Origin of the sequence: Mesorhizobium sp. KR2-14 (assembly GCF_040049255.1) — a bacterium.
Lineage (GTDB): Bacteria > Pseudomonadota > Alphaproteobacteria > Rhizobiales > Rhizobiaceae > Pseudaminobacter.
Genome location: NZ_JBDZDR010000006.1, coordinates 93,625 through 112,191 on the forward strand (window position 1 = coordinate 93,625; position 18,567 = coordinate 112,191).

At 65.8% G+C, this 18,567-nt stretch carries 19 protein-coding genes; 12 read left to right on the top strand and 7 right to left on the bottom strand.

Annotated features, from left to right (window positions below):
* The first annotated feature begins 12 nt into the window (after positions 1-12).
* The 5 genes from ABLE86_RS16290 to ABLE86_RS16310 all read left to right on the top strand — a co-directional run bounded on the left by ABLE86_RS16290 (position 13) and on the right by ABLE86_RS16310 (position 4,869).
* On the top strand, positions 13-1,575 hold the full coding sequence (locus tag ABLE86_RS16290; protein ID WP_348780018.1) for an AAA family ATPase: 1,563 nt from the start codon (positions 13-15) through the stop codon (positions 1,573-1,575).
* 112 nt (positions 1,576-1,687) lie between these two features.
* Positions 1,688-2,074 carry a DUF302 domain-containing protein gene (locus ABLE86_RS16295; RefSeq protein WP_348780019.1) on the top strand — a complete coding sequence of 129 codons (387 nt, stop codon included), beginning with the start codon at positions 1,688-1,690 and terminating at the stop codon, positions 2,072-2,074.
* A gap of 36 nt (positions 2,075-2,110) precedes the next feature.
* Complete coding sequence (locus ABLE86_RS16300; protein ID WP_348780020.1) at positions 2,111-3,994, top strand: heavy metal translocating P-type ATPase; 1,884 nt, start codon at positions 2,111-2,113, stop codon at positions 3,992-3,994.
* A gap of 89 nt (positions 3,995-4,083) precedes the next feature.
* Positions 4,084-4,302 carry a hypothetical protein gene (locus ABLE86_RS16305; RefSeq protein WP_348780021.1) on the top strand — a complete coding sequence of 73 codons (219 nt, stop codon included), beginning with the start codon at positions 4,084-4,086 and terminating at the stop codon, positions 4,300-4,302.
* A 75-nt stretch (positions 4,303-4,377) separates the two neighbouring features.
* Positions 4,378-4,869, top strand: coding sequence for a pyridoxamine 5'-phosphate oxidase family protein (locus tag ABLE86_RS16310; protein WP_348780022.1), 492 nt, complete (start codon positions 4,378-4,380; stop codon positions 4,867-4,869).
* Between the two features lie 6 nt (positions 4,870-4,875).
* Here the strand turns inward: ABLE86_RS16310 and ABLE86_RS16315 are convergent, their stop codons facing one another.
* The gene (locus ABLE86_RS16315; protein WP_348780023.1) at positions 4,876-5,712 is read right to left on the bottom strand and encodes a universal stress protein; all 837 of its coding nucleotides are present in this window, start codon (positions 5,710-5,712) and stop codon (positions 4,876-4,878) included.
* A 162-nt stretch (positions 5,713-5,874) separates the two neighbouring features.
* Here ABLE86_RS16315 and ABLE86_RS16320 point away from each other — a divergent pair, with 162 nt between their 5' ends.
* The 4 genes from ABLE86_RS16320 (at position 5,875) to fixJ (ending at position 9,635) form a co-directional block, all read left to right on the top strand.
* Entirely contained in the window at positions 5,875-6,306 is a 432-nt protein-coding gene (locus tag ABLE86_RS16320; protein ID WP_348780024.1) for a cytochrome c, read from the top strand.
* Positions 6,307-6,441: 135 nt separating this feature from the next.
* The gene (locus tag ABLE86_RS16325) at positions 6,442-7,263 is read left to right on the top strand and encodes a universal stress protein (RefSeq protein ID WP_348780025.1); all 822 of its coding nucleotides are present in this window, start codon (positions 6,442-6,444) and stop codon (positions 7,261-7,263) included.
* A 245-nt stretch (positions 7,264-7,508) separates the two neighbouring features.
* Entirely contained in the window at positions 7,509-9,002 is a 1,494-nt protein-coding gene (locus tag ABLE86_RS16330) for a PAS domain S-box protein (RefSeq protein ID WP_348780026.1), read from the top strand.
* Between the two features lie 18 nt (positions 9,003-9,020).
* Positions 9,021-9,635, top strand: a complete 615-nt coding sequence (fixJ, locus tag ABLE86_RS16335) for a response regulator FixJ (RefSeq protein ID WP_348780177.1) — start codon at positions 9,021-9,023, stop codon at positions 9,633-9,635.
* Positions 9,636-9,647: 12 nt separating this feature from the next.
* Here fixJ and ABLE86_RS16340 read toward each other — a convergent pair whose 3' ends face one another.
* From ABLE86_RS16340 to ABLE86_RS16355, 4 genes are all read right to left on the bottom strand, one after another.
* The gene (locus tag ABLE86_RS16340; protein WP_348780027.1) at positions 9,648-10,265 is read right to left on the bottom strand and encodes a ParB-like protein; all 618 of its coding nucleotides are present in this window, start codon (positions 10,263-10,265) and stop codon (positions 9,648-9,650) included.
* Positions 10,255-11,883: a SulP family inorganic anion transporter gene (locus tag ABLE86_RS16345; protein ID WP_348780028.1), complete on the bottom strand. Its 1,629-nt coding sequence runs from the start codon at positions 11,881-11,883 to the stop codon at positions 10,255-10,257. The genes ABLE86_RS16340 and ABLE86_RS16345 overlap by 11 nt, the downstream gene beginning before the upstream one ends.
* 97 nt (positions 11,884-11,980) lie before the next feature.
* Positions 11,981-13,102 (bottom strand): 2Fe-2S iron-sulfur cluster-binding protein, encoded by a 1,122-nt coding sequence (locus tag ABLE86_RS16350; protein ID WP_348780029.1) that lies wholly within the window; start codon positions 13,100-13,102, stop codon positions 11,981-11,983.
* Positions 13,099-14,139 (bottom strand): aromatic ring-hydroxylating dioxygenase subunit alpha, encoded by a 1,041-nt coding sequence (locus tag ABLE86_RS16355; protein ID WP_348780030.1) that lies wholly within the window; start codon positions 14,137-14,139, stop codon positions 13,099-13,101. Before ABLE86_RS16355 ends, ABLE86_RS16350 begins: the two co-directional genes overlap by 4 nt.
* 101 nt (positions 14,140-14,240) lie before the next feature.
* Between ABLE86_RS16355 and ABLE86_RS16360 the strand changes: the two genes are divergently transcribed.
* The 3 genes from ABLE86_RS16360 to ABLE86_RS16370 all read left to right on the top strand — a co-directional run bounded on the left by ABLE86_RS16360 (position 14,241) and on the right by ABLE86_RS16370 (position 16,228).
* Positions 14,241-15,173: a LysR substrate-binding domain-containing protein gene (locus ABLE86_RS16360; RefSeq protein ID WP_348780031.1), complete on the top strand. Its 933-nt coding sequence runs from the start codon at positions 14,241-14,243 to the stop codon at positions 15,171-15,173.
* A gap of 78 nt (positions 15,174-15,251) precedes the next feature.
* Entirely contained in the window at positions 15,252-15,680 is a 429-nt protein-coding gene (locus ABLE86_RS16365; protein WP_348780032.1) for a TadE/TadG family type IV pilus assembly protein, read from the top strand.
* Positions 15,677-16,228, top strand: coding sequence for a pilus assembly protein TadG-related protein (locus tag ABLE86_RS16370; protein WP_348780033.1), 552 nt, complete (start codon positions 15,677-15,679; stop codon positions 16,226-16,228). The genes ABLE86_RS16365 and ABLE86_RS16370 overlap by 4 nt, the downstream gene beginning before the upstream one ends.
* A 358-nt stretch (positions 16,229-16,586) precedes the next feature.
* On the opposite strand, the gene ABLE86_RS16375 is transcribed toward ABLE86_RS16370, so the two are convergent.
* Together ABLE86_RS16375 and ABLE86_RS16380 are read right to left on the bottom strand one after the other, a co-directional pair.
* Positions 16,587-18,104, bottom strand: coding sequence for a zinc-binding dehydrogenase (locus ABLE86_RS16375; protein ID WP_348780034.1), 1,518 nt, complete (start codon positions 18,102-18,104; stop codon positions 16,587-16,589).
* A gap of 9 nt (positions 18,105-18,113) precedes the next feature.
* Positions 18,114-18,551, bottom strand: coding sequence for an SRPBCC family protein (locus ABLE86_RS16380; protein WP_348780035.1), 438 nt, complete (start codon positions 18,549-18,551; stop codon positions 18,114-18,116).
* Positions 18,552-18,567 lie beyond the last annotated feature (16 nt).

Genomic DNA, 18,567 nt, shown 5'->3' on the forward strand with positions numbered 1-18,567 from the left:
CGGCCGCTTTCCATGATCGTCGACGATCAGACGCCGGCTGTCGACTTCCTCAGCAGGCCGGAGACCTTTCGGCTCACGGGCCCTGTCGAAGTGATCGAGACGCATATCTCGCTGATCTTCCTTGCCGGAAACCGCGCCTTCAAGATGAAGCGGGCGGTGAGGCTGCCCTATGTCGACTTCTCGACCCCCGACTTGCGCATGGCAACCTGCGAAAAGGAGGTGGCGCTGAACTCCGCGACGGCGCCCGGCCTCTATCTCGGCGTGCGCCGCATCGTGCGCGACAACACCGGAAAGCTCGCCTTCGACGTCCCAGGAGAGCTGGTCGAGGCGGTGGTGGAGATGGTGCGCTTCGACCAAAACTGTCTGTTCGACCGGATGGCGGCGGCGGGCGAACTGACGCCGAAGCTGATGGAGGAAGTCGCCCACATGGTGGCGCAGTTTCACGCCGAGGCGCCCCGGGCGCGTGAGAAGGGGGCGGCCAGCATGCGGGCCGTGCTCGACATCAACGAAGCCGGGTTTTCCACCAGCCACGTCTTCACGCCCGACGAAGTGCGCGCCAGCGCCGCCAGGTTCCGGATGGAACTGGATCGCCACACCGCCGCACTGGACCGCCGCGCCGACGCCGGAAAGATCCGCCGCTGCCATGGCGACCTTCACCTGCGCAACATCTGCATGTTCAACGGTGCCCCGAGGCTGTTCGACTGCATCGAGTTCAACGACCGGATCGCCACCGTGGACGTTCTCTACGACCTGGCGTTCCTGCTGATGGACCTATGGCATCGCGACCTGCGCGCCTTCGCCAATGTGGTGATGAACCGCTATCTGGACGAAACCGGCGACGACGACGGCTTTGCGCTGCTGCCGTTCTTCATGGCTGTGCGGGCAGCGGTGCGCGCGCATGTCACCGCCACGCAGGTCGAGGAAAGCGAACCGAAGTCGCAGGAGCTGGTGGCAGCGGCGCGCTCCTATTTCGAGCTGGCCGACGCGTTGCTGGAGCGCGTGCCACCCGCCATCGTGGCTATTGGGGGCTTGAGCGGATCGGGAAAGTCCACCATCGCGGAGGCACTGGCGCCTCGCATCGGCGCACCTCCGGGGGCCCGCCTGGTCGAGAGCGACCGGCTGCGCAAGGCGATGTTCGGGGTCTCGGCCGAAACCCGCCTCGCCGTCGAAGCCTATCGACCGGAAGTCTCTGCGAAGGTCTATCGGGCGCTCGCCGACCGGGCTCAGGCCGTGCTGCAGCAAGGCGGATCGGTGGTGGCCGATGCCGTGTTCGACAGGCCCGAAAACCGCGCGCTGATCGAAGCTGCGGCTTCGCAAAGCGGCGCGGAATTCACCGGCATCTGGCTCGAGGCCGACGCCGGCACGCTCCTGCGGCGGGTGGGCGAACGCACGGGAGGGGCGTCGGATGCCACGGCCGAAATCGTGCAGCAGCAGCTTGGGCGCGATGCGGGAGAAATCGGCTGGAAGCGGGTGGACGCCACCGGCACGCCGACCGCCATCGTGAACGCAATCCTGGCCCTCAAAGACCGAACCGCCAGCTACGAGCGCGCGGAGACATCCGGCCGGATCGGCTAAGCTTGAGCCAGATCAAGGCCGGGAGGATTTGCCGGGACTATAGCAACGCGGATGCGCGCTTGCGGGACAGGCACTGCACCTGCAATGCCGCGTTTTGCTCGCGAGACATGCCATGAGCTACTATCTCAGCAAGTCGCTGCCCGGGCCGTTCGACGCTGTCGTGGGAAGGGTGATCCAGGCTCTGGCGGCCAGGGGGTTCGGTGTCCTGACGACCATTGACGTGCGCGACACGTTGAAGCGCAAGCTGGGCGTCGACTTCAGGCCGTACACGATCCTTGGCGCCTGCAACCCGCATTACGCCTATCGCGCGCTTCAGGCAGAGGACAGGATCGGCACCATGCTGCCCTGCAACGTGACGGTGATGGAGAGAGCCCCCGGCGAGATAGAGGTTTGCGCCATAGATCCGGTCGCGTCCATGGCCTCCGTCGGCAATCCGGAACTGGCCGACATTGCCTCGAAGGTTCGCGGCCTGCTGAAGGAAATCGTCGACGGGCTCTGACCGGGCCGCACCCCAGCGAAAGCAGAGACCGCGCCCTTGAACGAAGGCCTGTTTCATCGATCGCTTCTGACGCTTGCCGGCGTCGGGCTCGTCGTTGGCGCCGCGGCTTACGTCTTCGATTGGCCGGTGGATGCCGGCTGGATTTGGGCTGCGGCAGTGGTGCCGGTCATCGCCGCGCTAGCCATCTCGATTCTTCGCGACTTCTGGATCGGACGGATAGGCGTCGATGCCATTGCGCTGCTTTCGATGGCGGGCGCGCTTGCGCTCGACGAACCTTTCGCTGCCGTGGTCATCGCCATGATGTATTCGGGCGGCAACGTACTGGAGGACTTTGCCCGCGGCCGGGCCGAGCACGACCTGCGCTCGCTGACCGATCGCACGCCGCGCGTGGCGCATCGAAAGGCCAGCGACGGGATTGTCGATGTTCCGGTTGCCCAGGTGGCGATCGGCGACGAGCTGCTGGTGCGCGCCGGCGAGGTCCTGCCGGTCGACGGCGAGCTTCTCGACACGAGCGCGACCATCGATGAATCGGCCCTGACCGGCGAGCCCATTCCGGCCACCCGCCGCAAGGGCGAGACGCTGCGCAGCGGCACGGTGAACGCGGGCGAGGCCTTTCGCTTTCGGGCCACCGCGCAGGCGGGTGCCAGCACCTATGCCGGCATCGTGCGGATGGTGGAGGCGGCGCAGACCGCCAAGGCCCCCTTCATGCGCATGGCCGACCGGTTTGCCCTGCTTCTGCTGCCGGCAACGCTGGTCGTCGCCGGAGCGGCATGGTGGGGTTCGGGCGACCCTGTGCGGGCGCTGGCCGTGCTGGTGGTGGCCACGCCCTGCCCGCTTATCCTGGCCGCGCCGGTGGCCTTCATCGGCGGCGTTTCGCGCGCGGCCAAGGCCGGCGTGCTCATGAAGGGCAGCGCTGCCCTGGAGGCTTTGGCAGGGATCCGCACCGCCGTGTTCGACAAGACCGGAACGCTCACGGAAGGCGGCGCCAAGCTTCTCTGCATGAAGACCGCGCCTGGCGTCGAGGCGGATGAAGCGCTGCGGTTGGTCGCATCGCTGGAGCAGGCGTCGCACCACGTGCTTGCCGAAACCCTCATCGCCACCGCGCGGGCACGGGGCTTGCCGCTCTCGCAGCCGAGCATGGTCCAGGAACATCGCGGGTCGGGAATCGAGGGCCTTGTTGACGGCAGGAAGGTCCGCGCCGGGTCCCGCAGCCTTGTCTGCGCCGGCATGAAGTTGCCCGACTGGGCCGAAGGCAGTGCGGCCGCGAGCCGGCACATGGCGGCGCTGACGCTCTACCTTTCGGTCGATGGCAAGCTGGCGGCCGTTCTCGTGATGGGCGACGAGATCCGCCCCGACACGCCGAAGGCCCTTCAGGGCCTGCGCGATGCCGGGGTTTCGCGCATGATCATGGTGACCGGCGACAACGAGGCCGTGGCACGCGCGGTGGCGGCCGAGCTTGACCTCGACGAGGTTCTCGCAGAGCGCAGCCCGGCCGAAAAGGTCGACGCCGTGCTGGCCGAAACGGCGGTCCAGCCCACGATGATGGTGGGCGACGGCATCAATGACGCTCCGGCGCTGGCGGCGGCCAGCCTCGGCATTGCGATGGGCGCGCGCGGCGCCACGGCATCTTCGGAAGCGGCAGACGTGGTGGTGCTGGTGGATCGGCTGGACCGGGTGGCGCAAGCGCTGGCGATCGCCCAGCGCACCCGCTCCATCGCCCTGCAGAGCATCGTGGTGGGCCTCGCCTTGTCAGGCGCCGGAATGGTGGCGGCCGCATTCGGCTATCTGACGCCCGTGGCGGGAGCGCTGTTTCAGGAAGCGATAGATGTCGCGGTCATCGTCAATGCGCTGCGAGCACTTGGTCCCGGCCAGCTGTGGCCCGTGCTGCAGGACGCGGAGGCCGAATTGGCCGTCCATTGACGCTGATCAAGGCGACTCCTTGCGGCGCCTATAGAATTTTTGCCCGGTCCGGCTTCGACGGACCGCGTTATCCGAAACGGAGCAATGCCATGTTACGGAAACTTGTGATGGTCGGCGCGGTGCTTTCCCTGACCGGAACCACCGCCCTCGCGGCGAATGAGTATTTCGTGGTTCACAAGCCCGATTCCAAGAAATGTGAGATCGTATCGCAGAAGCCGGACGGCAAGGAATTGATACAGCTCGGCCACGCCCATCGAACCAAGATGGGCGCGGAACTGGCCAGGAGGGTTGCCCGCGCCTGCAGGTGAGGGCCCCTTGGACACTGGCCGGTCGCATGCTGGCGGCCGGCCGTGACGCTTCCCGAAACACAGGCAGGTTATGCAATGTTATTGAAGGAAATGACGTGGCAGGAGAGCATCGACCTGATCTCGGCATCTCGGCTGGGCCGCCTTGCCTGCGCGAGAGAAAACCGCCCCTATGTGGTGCCGATCCATTTCGCCTATGCCAATGATTGCCTCTACAGTTTCTCGATGCCCGGCCAGAAGATAGACTGGATGCGCGCCAACCCTCACGTTTGCATCCAGGTCGATGAGTTTTCCCAGCACCGCGAGTGGCGCAGCGTCGTGGTCTACGGGGTTTTCGAGGAATTGACCGACACCCCGCAGTGGAAACGCGAGCGCAACCACGCCTGGACGCTGCTGCATGAATTTCCGAACTGGTGGGAGCCGGGCGGCCTGAAGCCCGGTCCGCAGCCGGTAGTGCGCGATTCCACCCACATCTTCTATCGCATCCTGGTCGAGACCGTCACGGGTCGCCGGGCCATCGAGGTCGCCCCCGCCGACGAGCCGGCGGGTACCCACCCTCGTCGGGGCTAGTTCCCGTCAGTGAGCCATGAAAACCGGCAGGTTGGCCTTTTCGATCATCGTCCTGGTCACGCCGCCGAACAGGCGCTCCCTCAGGCGCGAATGGCCATATGCCCCCATCACGATCATGTCGGCGTCGAGATCCATCGCGTGCTGCGCAAGCACGTCGGCCACGGCGCGCCCGCCGCCCGGGAGATGATCCACCGCGACCTTGATGCCGTGGCGGCCCAGATAGGTCGCGACATCGGCGCCCGGCTCCGGACCGCTCAGGTCGAGCCCGGCCTGCGGATCGACAAGCGTGACGTGCACGCGCTCCGCTCCGGGCAGAAGTGGCAAGGCCTCGTGCACGGCGCGGGCAGACTCAATGCGCGAATCCCAGGCGACGAGGACGGTCTTCGGCCGCAAGGTCGGGACCTTGCCGTCCGGCATCAGCAGCACCGGACGGGCGGATTCGAACAAGGCTCCGCCTATGGCGGCTGCCCGCAAATCGCCGTCATCGAGCAGTTCGGCGCCAATCAGCGTCAGGTCGCCGTAGCGCGCGCGCTGGCCGATTGCCTCGTCAGCCCAGACGACCTCGGAATAATAGCCGTTCACGTCGCAAGAGGTGCCGGCGGTCGCTGTGAGCTGGGAAATCTCTTCGACGCGCTGCTTGAGTTCGGAAGTGTCGTTCTCGCGTTCCTGCAGCCAGGGCTCCGACAGAACCGCCGCATAGGCGCCGACCGGCGGCGGTGCCGCCAGGCACACGACCAGCACGGACAGATGAGCCTGCACTTCGGCACAGAGACTAATCGCCCGCCTGACATCGCGATCCGACTGGTGAACACCGACAACGCAGAGCACGGTCTTGAAGAACATTCCGAAACTCCTTGCCACGCCGCAAAGTCTTTCTAGCGAAGCCGGGCAGCCCCTTCATTGCGCTGGATCAAAGCCCGGACGCCGAACAAGATTTGCCGCGTTGACCCGGGTCAAGGCAGAGGCCGCCAAACGGTGCCATCCATCTCAAAAAGGGAGGACGTGATGAGAAAGACCATCAGGTCCCTGGCCATCGCTACAGGATCATGGTTGCTGGCGGCAGGGCTGCTGCCGGCAACGTGTTTCGCGCAGGACATGTCGCTCGGCCAGCAGTATTACAAGAACTTCTGCGCCGCCTGCCACGGCATTCGCGGCCGGGGCGACGGGATCATGGCGCAGGTGCTTACCCGAAAGCCCGCCGACCTCACCGCCCTTGAACGGAACAATGGCGGGAAGTTCCCGATGGAGAAGGTGGTGGCGACCATAGACGGCCGCTTCATGGTTCCGGGCCACGGCGAGCGCATGATGCCGATCTGGGGCGATGTGTTTCGCCAGGAGAACAAGCCGGCGACCGCGCCAAACGGGGTCGAGTTGTCGGCCCAGGACAGGATCCTTGCCCTCGCCTACTACATCAGGTCGCTGCAACAGCAGCAGTGATGCCATATACGGCAGGCGCCAGCCGATTTTGACCCGGATCAAGGCGCGCCATCATGCGCCCTATATGGATTTCCTGACGTTGCATAGGATCGAACCGGCAAGCCCGTCGGCGGGCGCCCGAGGAAAGGAAATGCCGTGGCGTACAAGACCATACTCCTCAATCTCGACATCGACCGCCGCTCGACGCTGCTGATGAAGCTCGCGGTGGATCTGGCGCAGCGGCTCGACGCCCGGCTCATCGGGCTTGCCGCTGCCGACGTTCCGCCCCCTATGGCATCGGCCGACGGCATGGTTTTCGACGGCGAACTGGTGGAGTGCGAGCGCGAGAACATAGAGGCGAAATTTGCCGAACTGCGCACGAAGCTGGAGCAGCTTGCCGGCACCGCCGTGGAGCTGGAATGGCGCGAGGAACTTGCAATCCCGACCCGCCATGTCACGGAGGCGGCACGCTCGGCCGATCTCATCATCACCGGCCCGCCGGACAAGAGCGCCAGCGCAAACCTCTATCGCTCCACCGATCTCGGCAGCTTGGTGCTGAACGCCGGGCGGCCGGTTCTGGTGGCGGCCCTGGATGCGGAACGCCTTGCGGCCGACAAGGCGCTGGTGGCCTGGAAGGACACGCGCGAAGCGCGGCGCGCGGTGGCGGATGCAATTCCGCTGCTTACCCTGGCGCAGGAAGTGGCTGTGGTGACTGTCGAGGAAACCGAAGGTTCGATTTCGAGCACAGGGGTGGAGGATGTCGCCGCCTACCTCGCTCGCCACGGCATCAAGGCACGCGCCGAGATCATCGCCGGCCACGACGACAGCGCGGCGCTTACCAGCCATGCACGGTCGATGAAGGCCGATCTGGTCGTATCCGGCGCCTACGGCCACAGCAGATTGCGGGAGTGGGTCTTCGGCGGCGTGACCCGTTCGCTGCTGGGCGAAAACGGCCTGCACCGCTTCATGTCCAGCTGACCAGGACCGCCGCCGCGGCCGCTACTAGTGTGCGTCAGGCCGGGCCCTAAATTCAGGCAGGCCGCTTCTTCGCCTCGTGGGACATTGCCATAGCCGAGGCTCGCCTTCCCCCTCACGAGGGCGGGCTTGCAGCGTCGCAATGGGCTAAAATCACCCGCATTCCCATGCGTTCGGAGGCGGGTTTTTCCTGATCGTTGCCCTAATTATCATGTGATAAAACCAGTCTCGAACCTGGTGCCCGCATCATGCCGGCGAGAGATATTTCAGGCCTGTATGGCCGTTTCCTCCATGAGGTCGTGTCAAACCGCTTCGACGGTCCGGCGGGCTATGTCCTGGCGCTTGCGTCGGTTGCCGCGGCCTTCTGCATCCGTTTCGCTCTGCAACAGCTTCTCGACGGCCGCGCCTCGTTCATCCTCTTCATCCCCGCCATATTGCTGGCATCGGTTGCCGGCGGCATCGGGCCAGGGTTGGTGGCAGTCGCCTTGTCACTGCCGGCCGCATACTATCTGGGCGGCGGCGCGCCCAGCGTCCCCGCCGACGCATTTCAGTTTGCCCTGTTTGCCTTGGTGGGCCTTGCCATAGCCTGGGTGGGAGAAAGGCTCCATCACGCGCAAAGGCTTGCGGACAAGACCGCGCGCGAGCTCGAGGCGAGGGAAGCGCATCTGCGCTCGATCCTGGATACGGTTCCCGACGCCACCGTGGTGATCGATGCGGGTGGAACGATCATCACCTTCAACGCCGCTGCGGTGAGGCAGTTCGGCTATTCGGAAGCCGAGATCTTGGGCCAGAACGTTCGCGTGCTGATGCCCGAGCCTTATCGCACCGAACATGACGGCTACATAAACCGCTATTTCACGACCCATCAGAAGCGCATCATCGGGCGCGACCGCGTCGTCGTCGGCAGGCGCAAGGATGGCTCGACCTTTCCGATGAAGCTTTCGGTCGGCGAAATGAGCTTCGGCGGCAGCATCTACTTCACCGGCTTCATTCATGACCTGACCGAGCGCCAGGCGTCGGAATTGCGCCTGCACCAGGTGCAGGGCGAACTGGCCAGGCTGGCGCGGCTCAACGAACTGGGCGAGATGGCCTCAACGCTCGCGCACGAGCTCAACCATCCGCTCTCGGCGATAGCCAATTACGTGCAGGGCTGCATCCGCCTGTTGCGCGACATCGACGACGGCCTTGCGGCCAAGATGCGCGAGGCGCTGGAAGAGGCCGCGCGGCAATCGTTTCGCGCCGGCCAGATCATCAAGCACCTGCGCGAATTCGTGACGCGGGGCGAAACCGAGAAGGCGCCGGAGGACGTGCGCAGGCTGGTGGAGGAAGCCGGCGCGCTGGCCCTGGCGGGCTCCCGCGAGCAGGGCGTGCGCTCGGTTTTCGACTTCGCGCCGGGGGCCGACACGGTGATGGTGGACCGCGTGCAGATCCAGCAGGTGCTGGCAAACCTGATGCGCAACGCCATGGAAGCGATGCGCGAATGCGAGCGCCGCGAACTGCTGGTGCGCACCTCGTCAAACGGCGATGGCATGGTCACCGTGGAGGTTGCCGACACCGGGCCCGGCATACCGGACGAGATCGCGGCGCAATTGTTCACCCCCTTTGTCACCACGAAGCCGGGAGGCATGGGCGTGGGGCTTTCCATTTCCAAGCGCATCGTGGAGGCGCATGGAGGCGAAATGGCCGTCAGGCGGAACGATGATGGCGGCGCGACGTTTCACTTCACCCTGCCGACAATATGACAGGCGCGTTGCGGCATGATCGATCCATACGTCATCCAGATCGTCGACGACGAGGAGCAGGCAAGGAAGTCACTCGCCTTCCTGCTGACCACGGCCGGTTTCGCGGTGCGCACGCACGAGACGGCCGCCGCGTTTCTTGCGGTCGCGCCCAACATCCGCAACGGCTGCCTGCTGACCGACCTGCGAATGCCCGACATCAGCGGCGTCGAGCTGCTGCGCTGTTTGCGGGCTTCCCATATCAGCATGCCGGCCATCGTCATCACCGGCCATGGCGACGTGCCCATGGCGGTCGAGGCGATGAAGGCCGGCGCGCTCGACTTCATCGAGAAGCCGTTCGAGGACGAAGTGCTGATCGAGGCGCTGGAACACGCCGTGCAAACCCATGCCAGCAAACCGGCCGGCGCCGAGGAGCTGGCCGTCGTGCAGGCGCGGCTGAACCAATTGAGCGAACGCGAACGCCAGGTGCTTTCCGGCGTGGTGAGCGGGCTTCCCAACAAGACCATCGCCTATGAGCTGGACATCAGCCCGCGCACGGTGGAGGCGCATCGCGCCAGCGTGATGGCAAAGATGCAGGCAAGAAGCCTGCCCGAGCTGGTGCGCATGACGATGGCGGCGCAGTTCGACCTCCATTGACACCGGCGTCGGTCATTCGTCCGGGCCGCACCACCCCGGAAGATAGCTGGCGTCCGGGCCGTGTGCCACAGCCAGCGCCTGAACAAGCGCCTTCTGGAAATCGCGTTCCAGGGTCGTGATCTCGACCTGGCGGCGCAGGAAATCGGCCCAGAGGAACTCCGAGTATGGCGTGGCATCCTTGCCGTAGCCTCCTGCCCTGCGCAAGGCACCGGCAAGCGAGCGGTAGGGGTCGTCGGCAAGATCGTCGATGGCCTTGGGAAGCCGGTCGAGCGGCTTTCGTTTCCCGGCGGCATCGTAGGGGTGCAGCCAGTTGCGGTTGTCCATGAATGTCCAGAATGACGGCTTGGGGAGCGTGCTGAGATCGGCGACGAGCCTAACCAAAACATGCTCGACCCTTTCCTCGTAGAGCGCGCGGACGAGATGGTGATTGTCGATGAGATAGTGCCGCTGCTTTGGACCCAGCACCGCCGGCACCATGTGATGCCCCAGGAACTCCGACCCGCCCTCTTCCGACCGCCTGCGCCACTCGACGCGCTTCTGGGAAACTTCGCGATAGCCGACCGTCATCTGTGTCGGTCGCAGGGCAGCGATCTCGACTGGTTGAAGCAGCGGCTCGACGTCACGCTTCATGATGGCAACCTCCCTGCTCCTGGATCGATGCCGACACGGCCCGGACCGCATCGTCGACGCTGTAGCTGCTGCGGGCCTGAAGATCGGTTGCCCCGGCCGCGAGCAGCAGGTCGCTGACGCGGTGGTGCAGCCGCGCAAGCTGTACCCTCACGCCGCTTGCAGATATGGCGCGGTCGAATTCCAGCAAGGCGTCGAGCGCGGTGCTGTCGAACTCCGCGCTTTCCTCGAGACTGACGACGACTGCCCTGACCGTCGGCTCGGCCGCAACCTTGTTGCGGATCACGGCAAAGGTCCGGTCTGCATTGGCGAAGAACAACGGCTCGGTCGGCCGCCAGATGGCAATCCCTTTCGGCAGCACGGCGTCTTCATGGCGAGCGACGTCGACATAGTCATGCGAGTTGCCGACTTGGCCCAGCCGCGCGACATGCGGGGTGGCAAGGCGCTGCACCAGCGCAATCAACGATAGCGCGATTGCCACCAGCATGCCGGCCAGCACGCCAAGCAGCAGCACGGAGGCGGCCGCGCCGACGGCGATGTAGAAATCCCTTCCAAGCCGCCACAGCCGCAGGAACGGCGCGAGGTCGAGCGAATGGGTGAGAGCGGCAATCACCACCGCGGCCAGCACCGCCTGCGGCAATTGCGCGACGAGCGGCGCGGCGAAGGCGATCAGCACGGCAAGCCCCAGCCCCGCGATCACGGCCGTCGCGCGGGTCTTGGCGCCGGCCGCTTCGCTTGCCGAGCCGGCGGAAAAGCCCGCCCCCACGGGCATGCCCTGCACGACCGCGGCTGCAAGATTGGCAAAGCCGAGCGCGCCGAGCTCGCGGTTGGGCTCGACGGAATCGCCATGGCGCAGCGCAAGCGCCCGGATGGTGCCCCAGGATTCGGCAAACAGGATCAGCACCAGCGGCACGGTGAACTGGGCAAGCGTTGCATATTCCGGCCAGCCGAGCGCCGGGAATGTCGGCCAGCGGGGCTCGAGGTTGATCGCGCCCACGACCGCAACGCCTTGTCCCGCAAGACCGAGGCCCAGCGATGCCGCCACCCCCGCCGCCAGCACCAGAAAGGCGCCGGGGACCGCCGGAAAGCGCTTCAGCAGCAGGAGCGCGACAAGCGCGACGGCACCGATCGCCAGGCTCACCAGATTCCATTGCGGAAGTGCGGCGGCCAGCTCGGCGAGCAGGGACCAGATATTGGGTGCGGAAACCTCCACGCCGGCGAGCCGCGGCAACTGATGGATGATGATGGTTATGGCAAGGCCGAAGGCAAAGCCGCCCAGAACCGGACGCGAGATGAAGCCGGTGAAGCCGCCAAGCCGGGCTGCGGCGGCAAACAGGAAGAGGCACCCGGCCAGCGCAACCACGATCGTGGCGAGGGCCGGCTTGAAGCCATCGACGCCCGGGATCGACGCGAGCGTCGCCGCCAGAATTGCGGCGGAAGAAGAGGTCGGCGAGACGATGGCGAAGCGGCTGCGGCCGAAGGCAGCGTAGGTCAGGCAACCCGCAATGCCGGCCAGGATGGCGCGCTGGGGCGGCAAGCCGGCAATCGATGCGTAGGCCACCGCTTCCGGCAGCAACAGGCCGGCCACGGAAACGCCTGCAATGAGGTCGCCCTTGCGCATGCAGCTGATCTAACGCCGCAATCTGCGGCGCTGGCAAGAGGCCGTGCGGCGTGACCAGCCGCGGGGTTATTTCCCGAGAGGTGCGCCGCCGCCTGCCTCAGATGTCGATGACGAGCGAACCTTTCGGCTTCGAGCAGCACAGCAGCACCTCGCCCGCCGCAAGCTCGTCGAGCGGCTCCTCGAAATAGGCGACCTCGCCCTCGATCAGGCGCGACTTGCAGGTGCTGCAGACGCCCGCGCGGCAGGAGAAGTCCGGCGCCAGGCCCTGGTCCTCGGCAAAGGACAGCAGGGATTCCGCGCTGTCGTCCCAGACGGCGGTGCGGCCCGAGCGGCGGAATTCGATGGTGAGCTGGTCGCCCGTAGCCGCGGCCTCGCCTTGCGGCGCCGGCGGCGTTTCGGCGGCCGGTTGCACCCGGTCCGGCTCCAGCACGGTCGCGGGGCCAAAAAACTCGTAGGCGATACGCTCCTTCGCGATGCCCAGCCCGCGCAGCGTGCCGTACATCGCCTGCATGAAGGGCGGCGGCCCGCACAGATAGACCTCGTAATCGTCGAGCGGCAGCAGGCTCTGCAGCAGCTCGCGGGTGATCACGCCCTCGCTGTGGTGGCGCGCGGCGGTGCGGTCGGCCTCGGTCGGGAAGCGGTAGCAGAAATGCACAGTGATGCCGGCGCGCGAGGCCGCCACCCCCTCCACCTCGTCGCGCAGGGCGTGCACCTCGCCATTGTCGCAGGCATGGATGAAGAACACCCGGCGCCCGCTGCCGGCAAGCGCATGCAGCATCGAGACCATGGGCGTCAGCCCGACGCCGCCGCTCAGAAGCACCACCGGCCGCTCGCTCGTCTCGTCCAGGACGAAGTCGCCGCGCGGCCCTTCCGCCAAAAGCACATCGCCGACCTCGGTGCGGTCGTGCAGGAAGGACGAGCACGCACCCGCCGGCAGCTCGGGCGCCGCTGCCGGCTCGCGCTTGACCGTGATGCGATAGCTGCCGGGCGACGCCGGCGAACAGGAGACGCTGTAGTTGCGCAGCACAAAGCCGCCCTCGCCCTCCACCGGCAGCTTGAACACCAGGAACTGGCCGGGCGCGAAGGCGCGCCAGCCCTCCGGCTGCAGCGGCTCCAGGTAAAGCGAGGTGATGATGCTGCTTTCGCGAACCTTGGCGACGACCCTCAGCTCGCGAAAGCCGCTCCTGCCGGCGACTTCGACGCCCGCGACTGCGTTCATTCGGCGGCCTGCTTGGCTGCGCTCTCGGCGGCGATCAGCTGGCCGAGATTGCGCCGGAAGCGCAGCGGGCCGACATCGATCTTCAGGTCGAGATTGGGGGTGCGCATGTTCTTCATGCCCTTGTGCACCGCGTTCAGCACCGCGCGGTCTTCCTCGAAGGCGCCGCGCACCGAGGCGGCGAACTGGCGCGACACCTCTTCGTCGTCGGGCGCGAAGTTGCGCATCTGGAACCAGTAATACCTGGTGTGGTCCTCATCCACCGGCGTCATGAAGTTATAGCTGTCCATCAGGAACACGTCCTCATGCAGCGGCTTGTCTTCGCCGCCGGTGTTGGCTGGCACGAAGATCGCCTTGATGATGGCGTTGCTGGGATAGTGCACCTCGTAGTGCTGCTTGCGGTCGCAATTGCCGCTGAACTTCAGGAACGGCTTGTAGAAGGGCGCCGGCTCCACGTCGTGCATCCAGCGCCACACCGTGACGCCCTTTTCGCCCACCGTGGTCTGCAGCGGCAGGTCTTCCATCGCCTGCACGCCGCCGAACGACGACTGGTGCACCCACGACACATGCGAGGGGTCGAGCAGGTTGTCGGTCATGTAGAGATAGTTGCATTCGAGCAGCATGGACTCGCCGCGATTCACCCCCCAGGCCGGATCGCCCCAGTGCTCGACCTGGAAGATCTCGGCCGGATCGGCCTTGTCGGCCTCGCCCATCCAGATCCACAGCAGGCCGTAGCGTTCGACCAGCGGGTAGGCGCGCACGCAGGCGACATGCGGGATCTTCTCCGCGCCCGGCACGCGCGTGCAGGTGCCCGTGCCGTCGAAGGTCAGTCCGTGATAGCCGCACTCGACCTCGTCGCCCTTGATCCGGCCCATAGACAGCGGCAGCTTGCGGTGCGGGCAGGCATTCTCCAGCGCCACCGGCGTGCCGTCGGTCTTGCGGTAGAGAACGATCTCCTCGCCCAGCACCTTGACCGGCTGGAGCTGGCGGCCAACCTCGTGGTCCCAGGCGGCGACGTACCAGGCGTTTTTCAGAAACATCGGTTCCTCCTGCAAATTTTGGGCCAAAGCCTAAGCCACAAGCCCGGGGATCAAAAGCGATTCAATTTGCCTTCTATGTTAGAAAATCTACAGTATCGAGCATGAAAACGCCGCTCAAACTGCCGCCGCTGCGCGCCATCCAGGCGTTCGAGTCCGTCGCCCGTCTCGGCACGGTCAGCGCGGCTGCGGACGAACTCGGCGTCACCCCCGGCGCGGTGAGCCAGCAACTGCGCAATGTCGAGACCGCGATCGGCCTCCGGCTGGTGGAGCGCAAGGGCCGCCGCGTGGCCCTTACCGAGCTGGGCAAGCAGTACCAGCGCGGCATCGCCAACACCTTCGACGAGTTGAAGAAGGCGCAGGCCGCGCTCTACCAGAGCCACCGCAAGGCCGGCTTCGTGGTGAGCTGCCTGCCCTCGCTGGCCAGCAAATGGGTGGGCCCGCTGGTGCTCGACTGGAGGGCGAAGAACCCCGAGGCCAACATCAGGCTGATCGGCTCGGAGACCGAGCCGCGCCTGGACGACGGCGAGGCAGACTTCCGGATCACCTACGGCCAGGGGGTGCACACTTACGAACACTATGCCGAGATGTTCACCGACTGGGTTGTGCCGGCCTGCTCGCCGTCGTTCCTGGCCGCCCACCCTCTCAGGACGCCAGCCGACATCGTCAAGCTTCCGCTGATCGAGATCGAATGGGATGCCGACCAGCAGCCGTCGGTGAGCTGGCACGACTGGGCGGCGCTGGCGGGCGCCGAGGTGCCGGAAAAATCCGCGGAAATCACCTTCTCGCTTTCCAGCGCGGCAATCGAAGCCGCCATGAACGGTCGCGGTTTCGTGCTGGCGCAGATGTCGATGATTTCCGGCGACCTGGAGGCCGGCCGGCTGGTGGTGCCCTTCGACCTGCGGCTGCGGATGCCGGGCGCCTATTTCCTGGCATGGAACCGCGCGGCGCTGGAAAAATCCTTTGGCGCGGCATTTCGCGCCTTCATGCTCTCCATGTCCAAACGCCAAAACGCCCGCTCTGCGCAAACGCCGTAGCGAGGCGCAACCGATATCCACCCTCGGTTGCAATCCGTCTTTTCCCTTCCTACCGACTTGCATGACGATAATGGCGCCATGAGATCCGCCAGCCGTCGATATTTTTCATCGAGATCGGGAACTTCCCCGGTCGAGTACGCGCTTCTGGCGCCACTCTTCATCATGCTCTTCCTGGGCATGGCCGGCTACGGCGTCTATCTCGGCGCCAGCCATTCCGTCCACCAGATCGCGGCCGACGCGGCGCGCAGCGCCATTGCCGGACTGAACCAGGCGGAGCGCCGCATGTTGGCGGCCGACTTCATCCGCCGCAATGCAAGCAGCTATGTGTTCGTCGATCCCGAAAAGCTGACGATCGGCACGTGCGACGGCGCAAACGATAGCGGCCAGTTCGTCGTGGCCCTCAGCTATGACGCCGGCGCGCTGCCGATCTGGAGCCTACTGCACGGCCTGCCGATACAGGGAAAAACCATCTTTCGGCAGTCGACCATCCGCATAGGAGGGACATGATGCAGCGACCCAGCCAGCACGCTCGCGCAGCCGCGAGAAGAAGGTTTCTTTCCGACATCTCCGGCAATCTCGCCGTGATGACGGCGATTACCATGCCGGCGGCGCTGGTGCTGGCAGCCTTCGCAATCGAAGAGGGTGCGCTCTATGCCGAGCGGCGTCATGCGCAGTCGCTGGTCGACCTTGCGGCCATCACCGCAGCCGCCAACCTCGACAAGGCGGTTGCGGCCGTTCTCATCACCTTGCTCGACAACGGCATGCATGATGTCGTCCTGGCGCGTAGCGGCACCCAGCCAGGCGACCTCACTCCGACTGTCACTGTCGAACCGGGCCGTTATGTCGGCACGTCGGCAACCGCCCCGGACACACGCTTCTCGCCCGGCGCGCGGCCTTTCAATGCCGTTCGCGTGACATTTCAGAAACTCGGAACCCGGCGTTTCGGCAATGAGCTCACCGGCCGGCCGCTCATCGGAGCGCAGGCGACGGCAAGCGTTTCGGCGCGGGCCGGCTTGTCGATCGGCGGCCGCGGCCGCTCCGTTCTCGTCCAGTAGTCCGAGCGTTCAACGCCTGCAGGCCCGAGCCCGCCTCCGGGCGACTGCGCCCGCACGGGCGCTGCCTGGCGGATTTAGGCTCCTTCCACCCTTGCACCAGAAAGCCTGAACCGCGCGATCATCGCTCCGGCGAGCGTGGTGCTCGCCCGATCTTGCCTCTTGCAATCAGGCACGCAATCAAATACAACATTTAGTTGTAAAGATTGATTACACAATCTTTGCGGGTGTTTGCTAAGTTCGTTTTTACAGGCAAGCGCCTGTGCCCTCCTTTTCGGTGGGTTTCCTCGCCCCTTCCGCCACGCCCCCGCAAGCGGAAGGGGCTTTTTCTTTTCGCGCATGACTGACGGCACACCGCGGGTCAGACGCCGAGCACGATGGACCCGGTGCTACGGCGCAGCTCAAGGTCGCGATGCGCCTGGGCGGCGTCTTCCAGCGCATAGCGCGCCGGCGCTTCGACCGAGACCGTGCGCTGGCGCAGCGCCGCAAAGAAGCGTTCCGCATGCGGCACCAGCTTCTCGGGCGTGTCGGTGTAATGCCCGTAGTTCGGCCGGGAGACCGTGATCGATTTCGACGCCATGCGGTCGATGTCCCACTCCCCGACCGGGCCCGACGCCTGTCCGAAACTGACCAGATGGCCCCTTACGCCAAGAGCCTCCAGCGAACCGCCAAAGGTGTCGTTGCCGACCGCGTCATAGACCACATCGGCGCCGCGACCGCTGGTGATCTGCATGACCGCATCGGCGAAATTCTCGCGCGAGTAGACCACGACATGGTGGGCGCCCAGCCGTTCGACGATGCGGGCCTTGTCGTCCGTCGACACGGTGGTGATCACGGTCGCGCCGAGATGCCGGGCCCACTGCACCAGCAACTGGCCGACCCCGCCCGCGCCGGCATGGATCAGCGCCACGCTGCCGGCTTTAAGCGCGTGGACATCGTGCAGGAGAAAGCTGGCGGTCACCCCCTTGAGCAACCCGGCCGCGGCGATGTCGTCGGAAATGTCGTCCGGCAGATGCAGGAGCAACTGGGTCGGGATGTTGCGCCGCTCGCAATAGGCGCCGACCGGCGCGCAGGCATAGGCGACCCTCTGGCCGACGGCAAACCCCGTCACTCCAGGCCCGACAGCCTCGACCACGCCGGCAGCTTCCATGCCCGGCACGCCGGGCGGCGTCAGCAGCTTGAAATAGCCGGTGCGGCAATAGACATCGATGAAGTTCACGCCGATGGCGGTGTGCCGGACCTGCACCTCGCCATGGCCGGGAGCGGGCAACTCGATCTCCCTGAACTGCAGCACCTCGGGGCCGCCATGCCTTTCCACGACAATCGCTTTGGTGCGGCTTGCGGCGGCGGTGCCGAGCAGCTGCCCAACCGGCCGCACTTTGGGCGGCGCTTCCCGCTGGATTGCCACGGGTGCCGGCGCGGGCGACGCGTTTCGCGGCGCGTTTTCGCGCAGCAGCTTGCGGATCGCCGCAAAGCCTGCCCGATAGATGCCATCGGTCACCAGCCGCACCAGTTCCTCGCGCCGGTTGGCCGGCGGGTGGAAATCGGAGCGCCATTCCCAGAAGGTGCGGTCGCCGTCTGTCACCGGCTTCAGCCGGATCGAGGCGACATAGCCCATCAGCGGCAGCGGCGATTCCAGCAGGCAATAGGTCAGCCGAAAATCCTTGTCCGAGAGCGACAGCAACTGCTCGCGCAACTCGCCGCCATCCGCGAGCCGAAAGCGCCGGACCGATCCGACCGCATCCACCGGCTCGCCGTTTTCGATCTCGCTTGACGCGATCGCCGGGTGCCAGCGGTCGTGCCCGTTGAAATCGCGCAGCACACGCCAGACTTCCTCGATCGGCGCGTCGATGATGGTGCTCTGGCAGACCTGAACCATCTGGCGGCGTCAGCGCGCGAAGCGCTTCTTCAGCGAATTGAACGCGGCCTGGAAAACGCCGCTGCCGATCTGCTGGATCAGCGCGGCCTCCCGCTCCGGCGCACAGTCGAACTCCGCCTCCCATTCGCAGAAGGTGGCGTTGCCGTCGGTGACCGGCGTCAGCGCCAGCTTGGCGACATAGTTCTCCACCCCCATCGGGCTTTCGAGGATCGAATAGGTGCAGGAGAGCTCATAGTCCGAAAGCGCCAGCAGCCGCTCGCGGATGCGCCCGCCATCCTTCAGCGTGAAATTTCGGATGCAGCCGATCTGGTCGGGCCTGGCATTCTGCTCGATGCGGCTTTCGGCCACGAAGGGCGTCCAGTCGGGCAGGCCGTTGAAGTTGCGCACCACCTGCCAGACATCGGCCGCCGGCGCGTTCACCACCGAGGAGACATAGACTTTCGGCATTGGCTTACCCCCTGAT

Coding starts and splice junctions, on each gene's coding strand:
- ABLE86_RS16290 (WP_348780018.1), top strand. CDS start 13: ATGATCGTCGACGATCAGACGCCGGCTGTCGACTTCCTCAGCAGGCCG.
- ABLE86_RS16295 (WP_348780019.1), top strand. CDS start 1,688: ATGAGCTACTATCTCAGCAAGTCGCTGCCCGGGCCGTTCGACGCTGTC.
- ABLE86_RS16305 (WP_348780021.1), top strand. CDS start 4,084: ATGTTACGGAAACTTGTGATGGTCGGCGCGGTGCTTTCCCTGACCGGA.
- ABLE86_RS16310 (WP_348780022.1), top strand. CDS start 4,378: ATGTTATTGAAGGAAATGACGTGGCAGGAGAGCATCGACCTGATCTCG.
- ABLE86_RS16315 (WP_348780023.1), bottom strand. CDS start 5,712: ATGTTCTTCAAGACCGTGCTCTGCGTTGTCGGTGTTCACCAGTCGGAT.
- ABLE86_RS16320 (WP_348780024.1), top strand. CDS start 5,875: ATGAGAAAGACCATCAGGTCCCTGGCCATCGCTACAGGATCATGGTTG.
- ABLE86_RS16330 (WP_348780026.1), top strand. CDS start 7,509: ATGCCGGCGAGAGATATTTCAGGCCTGTATGGCCGTTTCCTCCATGAG.
- ABLE86_RS16340 (WP_348780027.1), bottom strand. CDS start 10,265: ATGAAGCGTGACGTCGAGCCGCTGCTTCAACCAGTCGAGATCGCTGCC.
- ABLE86_RS16345 (WP_348780028.1), bottom strand. CDS start 11,883: ATGCGCAAGGGCGACCTCATTGCAGGCGTTTCCGTGGCCGGCCTGTTG.
- ABLE86_RS16350 (WP_348780029.1), bottom strand. CDS start 13,102: ATGAACGCAGTCGCGGGCGTCGAAGTCGCCGGCAGGAGCGGCTTTCGC.
- ABLE86_RS16355 (WP_348780030.1), bottom strand. CDS start 14,139: ATGTTTCTGAAAAACGCCTGGTACGTCGCCGCCTGGGACCACGAGGTT.
- ABLE86_RS16360 (WP_348780031.1), top strand. CDS start 14,241: ATGAAAACGCCGCTCAAACTGCCGCCGCTGCGCGCCATCCAGGCGTTC.
- ABLE86_RS16365 (WP_348780032.1), top strand. CDS start 15,252: ATGAGATCCGCCAGCCGTCGATATTTTTCATCGAGATCGGGAACTTCC.
- ABLE86_RS16370 (WP_348780033.1), top strand. CDS start 15,677: ATGATGCAGCGACCCAGCCAGCACGCTCGCGCAGCCGCGAGAAGAAGG.
- ABLE86_RS16375 (WP_348780034.1), bottom strand. CDS start 18,104: ATGGTTCAGGTCTGCCAGAGCACCATCATCGACGCGCCGATCGAGGAA.
- ABLE86_RS16380 (WP_348780035.1), bottom strand. CDS start 18,551: ATGCCGAAAGTCTATGTCTCCTCGGTGGTGAACGCGCCGGCGGCCGAT.